Below are 15786 nucleotides of genomic sequence, written 5' to 3'. Positions count from 1 at the left end.
GGCCTGATCGGCGAGCAGTCCTACGCGAAGGAGTTCACCTCGGCGTGGCGCGAGGTCTTCCCCGACCCCGCGAGCGCACCGGCGTTCCAGCTGATGGAGCTCGGACTCCCGGCACGGGACCTGCTCGTGCAGGTCATCGCGCGGGGCGTGACGAGCTGAGCCAGTCGAGCCGCACGCCGGCGCACCGGGCGCCCCCGGGCGTGCGGCGGCCGTGAGAACGCAGGCTGGCTGGTGGAATTGTCCTGCGCGCGACGGCGCGCGCAGCGCGGCGCGGCAGCCGAACCACGGCGCCGTCCGAATGACACGAGGGAAGAGATAGGTGCCAGCGAACCCAGTCGTGACCGAACTCATCAGGAGCAAGATCGACTCGCTCAGCGATGAGATGCTGCACCTGCTCTATCGCTCCGCGTACTCGACCCTGATGCGCGAGTCGCGGGACTGCAGCTACCTGGCGACGACCCACCGTGGCGAGCTCGTGACCGGTGGCCACCTGCACTACCGGTTTGCGCTGCAGAACCTGATGGCGAGCCACGCGATCGCCGACGGTGACATCTACATCACCAACCATCCCTACCAGGCTGGGGTCCAGCACACCCCTGACCTCATGGTGATGTTGCCGGTCTACCTGAACGGCCGCCACATCGCCTTCTCCTGCACCACCGCGCACAAGTCCGATGTCGGTGGAGCGGTGGTCGGCAGCGCCTCCATGACGTCGACCGACCTCTTCCAGGAGGGGCTGCTGATCCCGATCCTGAAGATCGGGCACATCGAGGGGCAGGGATTCGAGCTCGACGAGAACATCCTGAGCATGATCTCCAACAACGTGCGCAACCCCGACCTGTTCATCGGGGACATGCGCGCCCAGATCGGCGTCACGCTGGTCGGGCGGGAGCGGATCTGCAAGATCGCCGAGCTGTACGGGGTCGAAGCGTTGTTCGATTCCTACGAGGCGATGCTCGACTACTCGGACCGGACCCTGCGCCGCAGCCTCGAACGGTGGCCCGACGACAGCGTGACCGTCGAGGGGTTCCTCGACAACGACGGCGTCAACCTCGACACGCCGGTCCGTTATGAGCTCACCGTCACCAAGTCCGGCGACACGATCGTCTTCGACTTCTCCGGGAGCGACGACCAGACCGACGGCCCCGTCAACATGCAGAAGCCCTACATGGAGGGGGCCGTGTTCGGCGCACTGCTGGCGATGACGGATCCGAGCGCAGGGTTCAACGACGGCATGCGGCGGCCCGTCGAGGTCATCGTTCGCGAGGGCAGCGTCTTCAGCCCGCACTTCCCCGCGCCCGTCGGTGCCGCTTCGGTGGTGAACCACCGGCTGCAGCACTTGATCCAGGAGGCGCTCGGCCACTTCGCGCCGGAGAAGGCCGTCGCTAACGGCGGGGGGAGCGGCGGCACGCTGGCGCTCCTGTGGTCGGACGACCTCGGGGGCAAGACCAGTCGTTCGATGCAGTACGAGGTGCTCGGGACCGGTGGCGGTGCCTGGAACGGCCACGACGGGACCGACGGAACGGGGCCGCTCGGCATCACGCCGGTCGAGATCCTCGAGTTCCAGTTCCCGATGAGGATCAAGCGCTTCGAGCTCATCGAGGACAGCGGGGGAGCAGGGGAGTTCCGCGGCGGGTGCAGCTACCGCCGGGAATACGAGTGCCTCGCCCCCGCGACGCTGAACCGCCGCGCCGACCGCGGCAGGTTCCCCGCGCACGGGATCGCCGGGGGGCACCCCGGCTCGCTGAGCCGCTTCGTGCTGGACAGCGGGACGGCCGACGAGCGGGCGGTCCCCATCGCGGGCAACTACCAGTTCGCCGCCGGTGACTCGTTCATGGTCGAGGGCTCCGGGGCCGGTGGTTACGGCGATCCCCTACGTCGCGAGATCGCCGCCGTGGCGCGAGACCTCGCGATCGGTCGGGTCTCGCGTCGATCGGCGACCGACGACTACGGCGTCGTCTTCGATGCCGCAGGTGAGATCGATCCCGAAGCCACCGCTGAGCATCGCAGGGACCTCGCGCACCCGGCGGTCGCAAGCAACAGCTGAGTTGGCCGCCCGGCGCGTCGCGCGGAGCCGGGTGTGGTCGCTTTTCAATGTGGGAATCACAGCGGATCTGGAGGTCGGGTGCCGACGATAGGCGTTGACGTAGGCGGGACGTTCACGGACTTCGTCGTGTTCGACGACCGACGGAACGAGCTCATGATCACGAAGGTGCCGAGCACACCGGAGAACCCCGCCGTCGCGATCCTGAACGGCATCCAGGTGCTCGTCGACGACGGCCTCGTTCCCGGTGAGGTCGACGCCTTCCTCCACGGGACGACGACCACGACGAACGCGCTGATCCAGCTCGCAGGGGCCAACTGCGGCCTCCTAGTGACGCGACACATGAAGGGCGTCACCCAGGTCCAGACCCAGCGCACCATCGGCCAGCGGAACTCCTACAACCGGTCCCGCATCGTTCCCCTCATCGACGAGCTGAACGTCTTCGAGGTCGGGGAGCGCATCGATCGCAACGGTGACGTCGTCGTGTCGCTCGATGAGGAGGACATCCACGCGGCGGCACGGCTGATCGCTGAGCGGCAGCTGCAGGCCGTCGCGATCTGCTTCATGTTCTCCTTCACCAACCCGGCGAACGAGCACCGGGCGAAGGAGATCATCGAGCGCGAGGTCCCCGGATGCCGGGTCTTCTGCTCGGTCGACATCCTCCCGCGCATCCGGGAGTGGCCGCGCATGTCGACCACGATCCTCAACGCCTACCTCGAGCCCGTGCTCGTGGAGTACCTCGACCACCTCGCCTCGGGGCTCGTGGCCTCCGGGGTGACGACGAAGAAGACCTTCCTCATGGAGTCGAACGGCGGGGTGATGCCCTTCGACGCGGCGCGCGCCGGCGGAAAGGCCGTGCACACCCTCCTCTCCGGGCCGGCGGCGGCGGTGCAGGCGGCGCGGCGACTCGCCAGCGCCTCGGGGATCGAGAATGTCATCACGATGGACCTCGGCGGTACGAGCTGCGACATCGCCTTCGTGCAGGGCAGCGTCGCGCTCGAGGCGACCGAGGGTCAGGTCTGCGGTTACGACATCTACGTTCCGATGCTCGACATCGAGACCATCGGCGCGGGCGGGGGGACCATCGCCCGCGTCGAGGGCAGCGGCCGCCTGCGGGTCGGCCCGCAGAGCGCCGGGGCCCTCCCCGGGCCGGCTGCCTACGGCCGCGGGGGAGTGGAGGCGACGATCACCGACGCGGACGTGGTGCTCGGCTACCTGAACCCCGAGTTCTTCCTCGGCGGCAAGCTCACGCTCGACGTCGAGCGGGCGCACTCCGTCGTCGAGGAGAAGGTGGCGAAGCCGCTCGGCATGACGACCGTCGCCGCGGCCTCTGCCATGGTGCAGGTCAACGACGCGCACATGGCCGACGCGATCCGCGTCGTGGCCGCGCGACGGGGCGTGAGCATCATGGACTGCCGGCTGGTCGGCTGCGGAGGAGCGGGCCCGGTGCACGTCGCGGCCGTCGCCGAGGAGCTGGGGATCCGTGAGGTCATCGTCCCCGAGTCCCCGGGGGTGTTCGCAGCGCTCGGGCTGCTGTGCACCGACGTCGCCCAGGACTACGTGCAGACCGACATCGCCCGTCTCGACCGGATCGACTCCGACACCATCGGCCGCAACTTCAAGAACCTGGAGATGCGTGCCATCGAGGAGTACGGCGCCCAGGGATTCGGACCCGAAGAGGTGCGGATGGTCCGTGAGGTCGACGCACGCTACGCCGGGCAGGGCTTCGAGATCCGGGTCCCGGTCGCCGACCCCACCGACGCGCAGGTCTGTGACGACGTCACCCGGCAGTTCCACGACATCCACGAGGTCGTCTACGGCCACAAGGCGGTCGACGAGGCGGTGGAGCTCGTCAGCTACCGCCTGCGCGCCGTCGTCGACATGCCGCAGTACCAGCCGTTCGTGAAGGACGGTGCGGCCTCGCCGCAGCGCACCGCGACCCAGCGCGAGCTGCACTTTGCCGAAGGGACCTTCACCGCAGAGGTCGTCCGACGCGACGAGCTCACCGTCCGCCAGCGCGTCGCCGGGCCCGCGGTCGTCGAGCAGCTGGATACCACCACGGTCGTCCCCCCGCGTTGGTCCGCGACCCTCGACGAGTTCGGCAATCTCGTCCTTCGCTACGAGGATTCCTGAGGCGGCACCCCACGTCCCCACCGGGGGCGGCCGGGGTGCGCGCCGGAGCCTCCCCGGGGTCGTCCGACCGGGGCGGGCGGCGCAGGGCGCGCCACCGAGCGGGCTACCGCTCCCGTGGCCGTTCGCGGGGGAGCGTCAGCGGGCGACGGTGAACCACAGCAGCGCCGGCCGCCCCTCCTGGATCGCCGGGGCGTAGAGACGGCCGCTCACGTCGTCGAACGCCGCCCATCCCGACTCGTCCTTCGTCGGCACGTTCTCGATCAGCGCGACCGGGTCCCCACCGATGATCGCCATCGACGGACCACCCGGCGCGTCCGAGCCGGCGAAGAAGAAGCGATCGACCGAGGCGGCGTAGGCGGCGCCGTCGCCCGGCCCGCAGTCCTCGATCACGGTCGCGACCTTCTGGGTCGCGAAGTCCCAGAGCACGGCGTGCGGGTGCTGCCGGTTCGAGCAGGCGAGGATCGCCTGGTTCGTCGTGGGGTTGATCGCCATCCCGTTCGGATGGCACGCGTCGACGATGTCGAACGTGTTCACGAGCGTGTCGGTCTCGGGATCGACCTGGTACAGGACGTTGTCCACGTTCCCCGCCAGGTACACCATCCCGTCGGCGGGGTTGTAGCGCGGCTGCTCGAGGCCTCCGCCGAGGCCCTCGATCCTGCCGACGACGGTGTCGTCGACGGCGTTGATCGCCACCATGAAGCCGTCGTTGCGGTTCGCGGCGTAGATCTTGGTGTGCACGGGGTCGAAGTCGATGAGGTCGGTGTTGCCGCGGCCCCCGGTGTCGATCCTCGTGAGGAGCGTGTGGTACTTGTCGGAGTCCGGGTCGATGTCGATCACCGCGACCATCGAGCCACCGAGGCCGACGAAGGTCTTCCCGACCGGCTTCGCGATCGCGATGCCGTACATCAGCCCACGAATGCGCACCGTCTTCAGGTGGACCGGCCGATCACCGCTGATGTCGAAGACATCGACGCCGCCCGTCCAGTTGTTGCTCATGTAGAGGCGTCGAGCCTCCTGGTCGATCTCCAACGTGTCGGAGAACTTGGTCCCTACCGCCGACTCCGGGAAGAGGTACATCTCGAGCGATTCTGCTGACGACCCTGGCACGGTGCTCCTCTCAAGCGGGCTCACTGCCCTTCGGTTGACCTGTCCCACCAGCGGCTCGCACTGCGGGCCGCTGTCTTCAAAAACCTTCCGATTCCTCCTTGGCTTGGCTGGCGATGTCGAAGCGGCGGAACGAGCGCCGGTCCATCGGCTAGTCGACCCGCGTGCCGGCCGGTGCCGCCGCGGCGGTGTGGCGCTCGAGCGGGAAGTGGCAGGCGACCTGTCGCCCCTCGCTGACCGCGTTGAGCGGGGGCTCGACGTCCGCGCAGAGCTGTTGCGCGAACGGGCAGCGCGTGCGGAAGCGGCAGCCGCTCGGGGGGTTGGCGGCGGAGGGGATGTCGCCGGTGAGGCGGATGCGGTCCGGGGTCGCGGTGCCGTCGGAGTGGGGCATCGAGGAGAGCAGTGCCGCGGAGTAGGGATGGAGGGGGTTCGAGAAGAGCTCGGTGGAGGGCGCGAGCTCGACGATCTTGCCGAGGTACATGACCGCGATGCGGTCGCTCATGTGGCGGGCCACCGAGAGGTCGTGGGTGATGAAGAGGTAGGAGAGGTCGAAGTCGGTCCGCAGGTCCTCGAAGAGGTTGAGGATCTGCGCCTGGATCGACACGTCGAGCGAGGAGACCGCCTCGTCGCAGACCATGAGGTTCGGGCTGAGCGTGAGCGCGCGTGCGATCGCGACCCGTTGGCACTGGCCGCCGGAGAGCTCCCTCGGTCGACGCCGACCGTGGATCCGTGCATCGAGGCCGACCGCCTCGAGGAGCTCCTCGACGCGGCGCGTGCGCTCCTGCTTGGTCCCGACGTCGTGCACCGCCAACGGCTCCCCGACGAGCTCCAGCACGTTCCAGCGGGGGTTGAGGGAGCTGAAGGGATCCTGGAAGACGACCTGCATGCCCTGCATCGCGTTGCGCAGCGCGGCATGTCGGAGCTGCACGAGGTCCGCCCCCTTGAAGACCACCTCGCCCGCCTCGGGGCGGGGGAGCTGCAGGATCGAGCGCGCGAGCGTCGACTTGCCACACCCCGTCTCGCCGACGAGCGCGACCGTCTCTCCGGGCCAGATGTCGAACGAGACGTCCGCCACGGCCTGGATCTTCCGCCGCCCCTGTCCCGGCGTGTTCACGACGAAGGTCCGCTCGACGTGCCGGACGTCGAGCAGGGGCGCCGTGGTGCCCGCCTGGCGCGCCGTCTGTCGCACCGCATCAACTCCGCTCGTGGCCATGTGCAGGCGGTCTCCAGGGGCTCCGGGGTTACAGGGGGTACCAGCAGGCGCAGGCGTGCGTGCCGTCGAGGACCGCGAGCGGAGGGGCCTGTTCGGTGCACCTCGCCTCCGCGATCGGGCATCTCGGTTGGAACGCACATCCACGCGGCGTCGTCATCGCGTCCGGCGGGCGCCCCTGCATCGCGGCGAGCTGCGAATGGGGGAGGTCATCGACAGCGGGCAGGGAGCCGAGGAGGCCGTTCGTGTAGGGCATCCGCACGTGGCGGACGAGCTCCTCCTTCGGAGCGCTCTCGACGATGCGCCCCGCGTACATCACCGCGATCTCGTCGCCGTAGGTGAAGGCGAGCCCCATGTTGTGGGTGATGAGGAGCAGGCCCATGTGCAGCTGGCTCTGCAGCGAGAGCAGCAGCTCCATGATCTGCGCCTCGGTCGTGACGTCGAGCGCCGTGGTCGGCTCGTCGGCGATCAGCACCTTCGGGTCGCACGAGATGGCGATCGCCATCATCACCCGCTGGCGCATGCCACCGGAGAGTTGGTGCGGGTAGTCCCGGACGCGCTCCTTCGGCGACCCGATGCCGACCATGTCGAGGAGCTCGGTCGCCCGGTCCAGGGCGGCGGCCCGGGAGACGCCGAAGTGCCTGCGGATCCCCTCACCGATCTGGTGCCCGATCCGCATCGTCGGGTTCAGGGAGCGAGTGGGGTCCTGGAAGACGATCGAGATCCCCGTCGCGCGGTGCTGCCGCCACTGCTTCTCGGAGAGGCCGACGAGCTCGTGCCCTTCGAACTTCACCGAGCCGCTGATCGTCGTCGCCGGCGGGAGCAGCCCGAGCATCGATCGGGCGGTGACCGATTTGCCCGATCCGGACTCACCCACGAGGACGACGGTGCTGTCGCGATGCACGTCGAAGGTGACGCCACGCACCGCGTAGACGTCCTGTCCGCGAAAGGGGATCGTCACCTTCAGGTCGCGCACCTCGATCAGGGCCTCGTGGCCCTCGGTGCCGGGCAGCGCCGGAGCGTCGGCGGTGGCGACCGAGACGGCCGCCGGCGCGGCGGTGCCCGAGCTGTGCACGTCGTCGCCGGTCGCGGGGTGCATTCGTCGACCTACTGCGAGATCCGGAGGCGCCACTGCTCCGCGGTCAGGTTCAAGAAGAGCACCGTGAGGAAGAGCCCGACGGCGGGGATGATGATGTCCTGGGGCGCGATCGACATCGTGGCCTGACCCTGGGCGATCATGTTTCCCCAGCTCGGCGTGGGCGGGCGCACGCCGAGGCCGAGGAAGCTCAGCGTCGCCTCGATGATCATCGCGACGGCGACCGTCAAGGGAACGATGGTGAGCAGCGAGGGCAGCACGTTCGAGAAGACGTGGCGGATCATGATGTGCCGGGGGCCGGCGCCGATCACCCTCCCGACCAGCACGTACTCACGTTCGCGGATCTTGAGGGTGGCAGCCCGCGAGAGCCGGGCGTAGTTCGGGATCGCGAAGAACGAGATGGCGATGATCTCGTTGCGCTCACTCGGCCCGAGGAAGACCACGAGCGTCATCGCGAGGATGAGCGAGGGGAAGGCGAGCACCATGTCGAGGATGCGCATCAGCACCGTCTCGACCGCGCCGCCGAAGTAGCCCGCGACGACGCCGATGGAGGTCCCGATCACGAACCCGACGAGGGTCGCGCCGAAGCCGACGACCATCGACACCCGCCCGCCGACGAGCGTCCGGGACAGCATGTCGTTGCCGAGCTGGTCCGTCCCGAGAAGGTGCCCGGGGGATCCGAGCGGCAGGTTGCTGTTCGCGATGTTGGCGAAGCTCGCCGGGGGAAGGTGCAGGATCCACGGCCCGAAGAAGCACGCCACGACGAGCAGGATGAGCGCACCGAGCGGGATGTAGAGGGCGAGGGCGCTGCGCCGCATCCGGAAGTGCGAGCGCGCCCAGAAGGGGAGTGTCGCCTCGGCTGGCTCCGTCTGAGCCAGGTTGTCAGTTACCGGTAGCGCCATAGCGCACTCTCGGGTCGAGGAAGATGTAGGCGAGGTCGGTGACGAGGTTCATGAGGATCACGGCGACGGCGATGAGGATGACCTCGCCCTGTACGACCGTGTAGTCCCGGTTGAGGATCGAGTACTGCATCAGCTGCCCCATGCCGGGGAGCCCGAAGACGTTCTCCACGACGACGACGCCGCCGATGAGGTAGCCGAAGTTGGTCCCGACGACGGTGATGAGGGGGAAGAGGGAGTTCTTGGCGACGTGGAGGAACAGGATCCTCCATTGGCCGATCCCCTTCGCTCGCGCCGTGAGCACGTAGTCCTCGTTCCGGAGCTGGTCGATCATGTCGGACCGGAGGATCCTGCTGTAGTTCGCGAACAGCCCCACGCTGACGGAGGCCGAAGGAAGGATCAGGCTCTTCACGTTGGGGACCAGCCCGTGTGCCAGCGGCACGAACCCTTCTGTCGGGAGCAGCCCCAGCTTGACCGAGAAGACGAGGATGAGCAGCAGGGCGGTGACGAACCCGGGGACCGAGAGGGCGACCGTCGAGAACAGACGGTTGATCGAGTCGGCAATGCCACGCGGCCGGCGCGCCGCGAGGATGGCGACGGGAATCGCGGTGCCGAGGGACAGGATGTAGGAGATCACCATGATCTCGAAGCTCACCGGCAGTCGTTGCTCGATCTCGGCGATCACGGGCTGGTTCGTGAGGAGTGAGGTGCCGAGGTTGCCGGTGATCGCGTGGCCCACCCAGATCAGGTACCGCTCCACGAAGGGCTGGTTGAGGCCGAGCTGCTGGGAGAGGTGTGCGACCTGCGCATTCGTCGCCCCCGGTCCGAGGATCGCGAGCGCGGCGCTCCCGGGGAGAAGGCTGAGAAGCGAGAAGACGATCAACGACACGCCGAGCATGACGGGGATCGCCTGGAGGATACGTCTCCCCACGAGATCCAGGACGTACCTCACTTACACCCCTTCGAGGTTGACGGGTCGGTCGTCATTCGTCGGCCAGCTGCGTGATGCGCGGGGCGCGGATCCGCTCGAGTTGCCGCACCGCCGTCCCCGATACAAGTGGGGACGGCGGTGCGATCAACACTGATGCTCGGGGTGCGATCCTCAGACCTACGCCGAGTACACGTCCTGCCACTGGATGATCTCGGAGCCGACCGGGTTGAACCCTCGCAGCTTCGGAGAGACGAAGTAGTACAGCGGCTGCGGGAAGAGGGGCACGCTCGGAAGGTCCTTGGCCACCTCGGCGGTGACCTTGTTGTAGAGCGCCAGCCGCTGCGGCCCGGAGACCGTCTCGCGTCCCTTCAGGGAGTACTGGTTGATGATCGGGTCGTTGGTCGCCGTGTTGTCGTTGCTGCTCGCCGAGTTGTAGTTGCGGTAGTAGACGACATCGGGGTCGGGGTAGCCGGTGGTGCCGAGCTGCGACGCCTGGTACTGGTTCTGACGGATCTGGCTGAGGATCGTGACGATGTCCTCGGGGTTGATCGTCATCGTGATCCCGGCGCTCGCCAACTGGGACTGGAGCGCCTCTGCGAGGGTGATCTCGCCCGGCACCGTCTGACAGACCAGCGTGAAGGAGAGCGTGTGCCCCGGAAGCTGCGCGACGTCAGCGCGCGCGTTGGCGATGCTGTACTTCGGGTAACCCTTCACCTTCAGGCCCGGGAAGCCGAACTCGCTCGGCGCGAGGATCGACTGGGTCGCCGGCACCACGCCGCGGTAGAGGCTCTTCGAGATCGCCGCGGTGTCGATCGCCTCCGCGACGGCCCGGCGCGCGAGCAGGTTGTTGAAAGGCGCCTGTTGCTGGTTGAACGAGATGTCCTCGACGGCCACCGCCGGACCGACGATCGTGTGCACCCGCGGGTTGTGCCGGACGGAGAGGTAGTCCGTGGGGTCACCGTTGGCGCAGACCTGCGCGGTGCCCGACTCGACTGCCGCGAGACAGCTCTGGTCGTTGTCGATGGCCGACACGGTGATCGTGTTGTAGTAGCCCGCGTTCCGCTTGTCCCAGTAGCCGGACCACTTGGTCCACGTCGAGGAGGTGCCGAGCACCTCGGACGCGAAGGCGTAGGGGCCGGTGCCGACCGGGTGGGTGCCGAAGCCGGTGAGCCCCTCGGTCTGGACCGCCGTCGGGGAGACGACGGCGCCGCAGATCGTGCCGCTCACGATGCGCATGAACGCGCCGTAGGGGACCCTGAACGTGATCACGACGGTGTTGGCGCCCGACGCCACCGCCGAGGTGAGGTTCGTGAGGTAGGGGGCGCACTCGGAGTTCACGGCGGGGTTCGCCCACTCGTTGATGTCGAAGGCCACCGCCTGGGCGCTCATGAGGGTGCCGTCCTGGAAGTGGACACCACGGCGGAGCTGGACCGTGATCACCGTGTTGTTGCTGGAGTACTGGTACGAGAGCGCCAGCTGCGGGATGAGTTGCCCGGCGGAGTTGAACGTGAACAGGTTCTGGTAGACCGCCGAGTACTTGAGGAAGTTTCCGAGGCCGCTCTTCTGCAGCGAGCTCAGCGAGCGGTATTCGCCACCGATGTCAAGGACGTTCAGGGTGCCGCCATGCTTGATCGCTCCGGTCGACGAGGTGCTGGCGAGCGCCGATGCCGCCGGTATTGCGAACGTCATGGAAATCGCGCTCAAAAACACCACGAGCAGCCGTCGAAATCGCCCCACTGCGTTGCCCCCCTTGAGATGATTGCCCCGGATGGTGACCAGGCTGCCGGTGATCCAACCACAGGCACTGGTTAACCGTCGTTACATTCGCTACGTGTCGGACGTTAGTTCATCCGGTAGGGCAACTGTCACATTCGGGTGCATCCTCGTTACATCTACGTGGTGCCGTGACCGCCGTTCGCCGCAAGCGCACGCCGACGAGGTGGGTCCGTGAGGGGCGGGTTCACCCACAGCCGGCGGACCTGCGGTCGCGGCCCGAGGGGCGCGCCCCCCCGGCGCCGCCCGCCCGCCCCGGAAAGCCCTGCGGCGGTCTAGTCGTCGCCGAGGCGCCGGTACCAGAAGCGCCAGGGGGTCGTGTGCCGCTGCCAGACCGGCGGCCCCGCCGTGTACGGCGCGCCGATGTGCTTGCGGTTCTGCGAGCCGGCCTCGTCGACCTCGTAGACGACGAGGAAGCGCGGGCTGCCCCGCCCCGCGGGATGGAGCGCCTGCTCGAGCTCGTAGCGGGTCGCCCGCAGGCAGTTGCGCCGCTCGGCGACCTCGGGCATGTGGACACTCGTGTAGAAGCCGTCGAACTCGACCATCTCCTCGTCGGTGAGGCCCGCCGGAGGATTCACGCCGAGCACGTAGATCGCGAAGGGCGGGGCGGTGCGCGGAGCCGTCTCGGCGACACGGCGGTAGCGGAGGGACCAGGCGACCGCGAGGTCGCCCCGCCACCGCAGCTGCGGCGCGACACCGCCCGGCAGGTCGATGGCGCTGAGGAAGGCAGCGGGACGGGTGCGCGAGGCGAGGGCGAGCAGCTCGTAGCGCTCGCCGCCCTCTAGTTCGTTCTGCCAAACGGAGTTGCGGAGCAGCTCGCGGGCCGCCTGGGAGCCGCCCTTGATCCCCGAACGGAGGTCGAGGCCGCTCCACAGCGTCTGCTGCGCCTCTGTCGTCTCGGCCACGGGCGCCTCCGTCGGGGTCTCCGAAAAGGCTATGCCGCCCGGGTCGCCTCTCGCCGGAAGCCCTCGGGCCGTCCGCGGGCGGGTCGACCATGATGGGGCGCCCGCACCGAGACGAGGAGACCATGCGCATCGGCGTCCTGCCCCCGTACGTGGACATCACCGGCACGCTCCTCGACGCGCAGGGCGTCGCGGAGCGGGCGCGCATGATCGAAGCGGCCGGGCTCGACAGCCTCTGGGTGAGCGACCGCTTGCCGCTCCCTGGCTACCCCCGCCTCGACGGCCCGGACCCCTTCGCCTACCTCGCGCTCGCCGCCTACGCGACCGAGCGCATCGAGCTCGGGACCGCGATCCACATCGTCTCGCTGCGCAACAAGTACGACTCCGCACAGCGGATGTTCACCCTGCAGACCTTCGCGCCGGGTCGGGTGACGATCGGCGTGGGGACCGGCTCCCAGCCCCGCGAGTACGACTCGGTGGGCGTCGACTGGGAGCAGCGCTTCACGCTCCTCGGCGAGGGGATGCTCGCCATCCGCCAGGTCTTCGCGGGGCGGCAGGTGCCCGAGCTCGAGGCGCTCTTCGCCGAGAAGGGCACCGACAACGCCTACGGCCACTGGCTGGGTGGCGCCTTCGGCGAGGCTGACCCCTGGGCGGACGAGCCGGCGTGGCCCGTGAAGGTCGGCGCGCCCCGCTTCGTCCTCGGTGCCTGGTACTCCGCCGCCCAGCTCCGCCGGGCCGCCACGCAGTTCGACGGCTGGATGGCCTCCGGCGGGGCGGGGGCGATGTTCGGCGGCTGGGTGAAGATGCGCGACGCGGTCAAGCGCTACCGGGACCTCGGCGGCGGCCGCGCGCTGATGACCTCGGTCGAGTGTGACCTCTCGGCGCCGACCACGGCCCTCGACGAGGCGGGCGCCTTCCACCTGCGCTGCGGCGCCGAGGTGGCGACCGAGCGCCTCCTCGAGCTCGAGGAGATCGGCTTCGACGACGTGATCCTCTCGATCACCGACCACCGCTCGACGGTGCTCCCCGGCCCCCGTCAGTACGACTTCACGGCCGAGGTGCTCGAGGAGATCCGCTCGCTGCTGCCGAAGGACGTGCGCCGCCCCTGACGCCGCGGCGCGCCGCGCCCTCAGCGGGTGGGCGCGAGGAGCGCCGAGAGCGCCCGCAGGTCGGGGGCGTGCTCGAGGTCGAGACAGCATGCCGCGAGCTCGTCGGCGTGCTCCTTCTCGAGCGCCGCCTCGCACATGCGCTGGAACTTCGCGAGGACGACCTCGGCCGGGACGGGGGCGGTCGCCCCCGGGAGGAACCCCTCCCCCCGCAGGCGGCGGCCGTCGGCGAGCGTCATCTCGACGAGCGAGGGCTGGGTGATCGGGTCCCGCGCCGCGTCGTCGAGGCGCGGGTCGTGGCGCACGCGGACCCGCGCCGCGAGGTCGAGCACGGCGGGGTCGCGCAGGCGCTCGGCGCGGAACTGCTGCTCGAAGACGTCGCCCTCGAGCAGCATCATCGCCACGCAGTACTGCAGGTTGAGCTGGGCGGAGGCGACGGTGTCCGGGCGGTAGGGGTGGCCGACCGAGCGGAAGGCCCCGCCGGTGAGCGCGACCTCCAGCCGCTCCACCTCCTCCGCCGCGAAGGGGGTGGCGGCGCGCAACTGCCGGATCGCCTCGAGCGAGGGGTGGATCGGGATCCTGCAGGCCCACAGCTTGAAGTTCACCTTGTGCGCCCGCAGGTCGCTCCCGAGCCCCTCCGCGAGGCGGGCGAGGTCGTAGCCCTCGCCGCCGCCGGAGAAGGCCTCGGGGAAGCTGCCGTAGCCACGGGCGAAGAGGGCGGGGGTGCTCGTGAAGCCGTGCGCCGCGAGGCCTGCGGCGAGAATCCCGCTGTGCGCGGCGCGCCCCGGGAGGAGGCGCTTGCCCATCCCGCCGTGCTGCGCGCCCATCAGCCCGGCGGTGAACTGCGCCGCGTGGCAGAGGGCGTGCGTCATCTCGGCGGGCGAGAGGCCGAGCACGGCGCCGGCCGTCGCGGCGGCGGCGAAGGTCCCGAAGACGCTCGGGCCGTGGAAGCCGAGCTGCAGGTGTGGGACCCCGCCGACGCACTCGTTGACCCGCAGCCCGACCTCGATGCCGACGACGACGGCGCGCAGCAGCGCCGCGCCGCTGAGCAGGTGGCCGGCGTCGGCGAGGGCGAGCGCCACCGGGACGGTCACCGAGCCGTAGTGGCCGAGGGAGGTGGTGATGTCGTCGAGCTCGAAGCCGTGCACCGCGGTGGCGTTCAGCATCGCCGCGTTGGCGGGCGAGAGGCCCCCGTCGTGGAACCACAGCCGGGAGGGCCCCGCCGGCTCGCCCGCCTGCAGCGTGGCGAGCAGCGCCTCTGTCGGCTCGAGGTGCGCGGCGAGCACCGCGCAGCCGAGGGTGTCGAGGACGAGGAGTTGCGTGCGTGGTACGAGGACCTCGTCGAGCGCGAGCGATCCGCTGCCGGCGGCGAAGGCCGCGAGGCGCTCGATCGGCGCCGCGTCGGGCGCGCTCACCCGAACCAGGAAACCGGGGCGGTGACCGACTCGGCGCCGAGCTCGGAGAGCTTCGCGCAGCCCATCAGCTGTAGGTCGCGGGTGAGGTCGGCGCGCAGGATCGCGAGCAGCCGGTCGATCCCCGCCTCGCCCGCGCCGCCGAGCGCGTACATCCAGGGGCGGCCGATGAGCACCGCCCGCGCCCCGAGGGCGAGCGCCTTCACGACGTCGTTGCCGCGGCGGATGCCGCCGTCGAGGAGCACCTCGCACCGCCCCGCGGCGGCCCCGATGACCTCGGGGAGCACCTCCAAGGTGGCGTGCACCCCGTCGAGCTGGCGGCCCCCGTGGTTGGAGACGATGACCGCGTCGACGCCGAGGTCGACGGCGCGCCGGGTGTCCTCGGCGCCGAGCACGCCCTTCACCATCACCGGCCCCTTCCAGGCCTCGCGCAGCCAGGTGAAGTCCTCCCAGGACAGGGAGCAGGGGCGGACGTTCTTCCAGAGGTACTCCGGTGTGCCGTCCTCCTGGAGGACGTTCGGGACCCGCGGCACGAGGCCGTCGCGGAAGCGCCTCGCCAGCCACCCGGGGTTGGCGAGCATCTGCGGGAGGTAGCGGGCCTTGGGCAGCGGCCGCGGCCCGAGCAGCACCGCCGTCCCGTTGCGGGAGTCGCGCAGGCGGCCCGCGCTCACCTGGGTGTCGAGGGTGACCATGATCGCCCGGTAGCCCGCCTCGGCGGCGCGTGCAAGCGCCCGCTCGACGCGCGGGCGGCCACCGACGTCGTAGACCTGGTACCAGAGCGGCCCCGCGGAGGCGGCGGCGATCTCCTCGAGGGCGTGACCCGACATCGTGGAGAGGGTGAAGGCGGTCCCCGCCCGCCCGGCGGCGCGCACCGCGGCGAGGTCGCCCGCGGGGTGCACGACGCGCGCCATCCCGCAGGGCGCGAGCGCGACCGGCATCGACAGCTCCTGGCCGAGGACCGTCGTGCGCAGGTCCGGGAGGCCGACGCGGGTGCCGTTGCGCGGCCGGAGGTGGACCTCGGTGAAGGCGCTGAGGTTGGCGCGCATCGTGCCCTCACTCTCGGCCGCCCCGTCGACGAAGTCGAAGGCAACCCTCGGAAGCCGTCGCCGCGCCCGGCGACGGAAGTCCTCGACGGTCAGGAAGGCGCTCGCCATGTTTCCCCCTCGCCGCGCGTCC

General features: G+C 69.8%; 12 protein-coding genes. 3 read left to right on the top strand and 9 right to left on the bottom strand.

Translation table 11 applies throughout. The annotated features are described in order from the left end of the window. Positions 1-319: 319 nt before the first annotated feature. Together VNF07_02155 and VNF07_02150 are read left to right on the top strand one after the other, a co-directional pair. Positions 320-2047 (top strand): hydantoinase B/oxoprolinase family protein, encoded by a 1728-nt coding sequence (locus VNF07_02155; protein ID HVB05036.1) that lies wholly within the window; start codon positions 320-322, stop codon positions 2045-2047. A gap of 33 nt (positions 2048-2080) precedes the next feature. Then, positions 2081-4177, top strand: a complete 2097-nt coding sequence (locus tag VNF07_02150) for a hydantoinase/oxoprolinase family protein (protein ID HVB05035.1) — start codon at positions 2081-2083, stop codon at positions 4175-4177. A 135-nt stretch (positions 4178-4312) separates the two neighbouring features. Here VNF07_02150 and VNF07_02145 read toward each other — a convergent pair whose 3' ends face one another. The 7 genes from VNF07_02145 to VNF07_02115 all read right to left on the bottom strand — a co-directional run bounded on the left by VNF07_02145 (position 4313) and on the right by VNF07_02115 (position 12095). Then, a complete protein-coding gene (locus VNF07_02145) occupies positions 4313-5254 on the bottom strand; it encodes a hypothetical protein (GenBank protein ID HVB05034.1) in 942 nt (313 codons plus the stop codon). 178 nt (positions 5255-5432) lie between these two features. After that, positions 5433-6470: an ABC transporter ATP-binding protein gene (locus VNF07_02140; GenBank protein ID HVB05033.1), complete on the bottom strand. Its 1038-nt coding sequence runs from the start codon at positions 6468-6470 to the stop codon at positions 5433-5435. Between the two features lie 52 nt (positions 6471-6522). Further along, positions 6523-7590 carry an ABC transporter ATP-binding protein gene (locus VNF07_02135; GenBank protein ID HVB05032.1) on the bottom strand — a complete coding sequence of 356 codons (1068 nt, stop codon included), beginning with the start codon at positions 7588-7590 and terminating at the stop codon, positions 6523-6525. An 8-nt stretch (positions 7591-7598) separates the two neighbouring features. Further along, on the bottom strand, positions 7599-8405 hold the full coding sequence (locus VNF07_02130; protein HVB05031.1) for an ABC transporter permease: 807 nt from the start codon (positions 8403-8405) through the stop codon (positions 7599-7601). A gap of 64 nt (positions 8406-8469) precedes the next feature. Further along, positions 8470-9438, bottom strand: a complete 969-nt coding sequence (locus VNF07_02125) for an ABC transporter permease (protein ID HVB05030.1) — start codon at positions 9436-9438, stop codon at positions 8470-8472. Between the two features lie 156 nt (positions 9439-9594). Then, positions 9595-11106 (bottom strand): ABC transporter substrate-binding protein, encoded by a 1512-nt coding sequence (locus tag VNF07_02120; GenBank protein HVB05029.1) that lies wholly within the window; start codon positions 11104-11106, stop codon positions 9595-9597. Positions 11107-11465: 359 nt separating this feature from the next. Next, positions 11466-12095 (bottom strand): hypothetical protein, encoded by a 630-nt coding sequence (locus VNF07_02115; GenBank protein HVB05028.1) that lies wholly within the window; start codon positions 12093-12095, stop codon positions 11466-11468. Between the two features lie 122 nt (positions 12096-12217). Between VNF07_02115 and VNF07_02110 the strand changes: the two genes are divergently transcribed. Beyond that, positions 12218-13201: an LLM class flavin-dependent oxidoreductase gene (locus tag VNF07_02110; protein ID HVB05027.1), complete on the top strand. Its 984-nt coding sequence runs from the start codon at positions 12218-12220 to the stop codon at positions 13199-13201. A gap of 20 nt (positions 13202-13221) precedes the next feature. Here the strand turns inward: VNF07_02110 and VNF07_02105 are convergent, their stop codons facing one another. Together VNF07_02105 and VNF07_02100 are read right to left on the bottom strand one after the other, a co-directional pair. Continuing rightward, positions 13222-14613, bottom strand: a complete 1392-nt coding sequence (locus VNF07_02105; protein HVB05026.1) for an MmgE/PrpD family protein — start codon at positions 14611-14613, stop codon at positions 13222-13224. After that, complete coding sequence (locus VNF07_02100) at positions 14610-15764, bottom strand: alpha-hydroxy acid oxidase (protein ID HVB05025.1); 1155 nt, start codon at positions 15762-15764, stop codon at positions 14610-14612. Before VNF07_02100 ends, VNF07_02105 begins: the two co-directional genes overlap by 4 nt. Positions 15765-15786 lie beyond the last annotated feature (22 nt).

The organism is Acidimicrobiales bacterium, assembly GCA_035533595.1.
GTDB lineage: Bacteria > Actinomycetota > Acidimicrobiia > Acidimicrobiales > Bog-793 > DATLTN01.
This window is presented reverse-complemented; position numbering and strand designations above follow the sequence as displayed.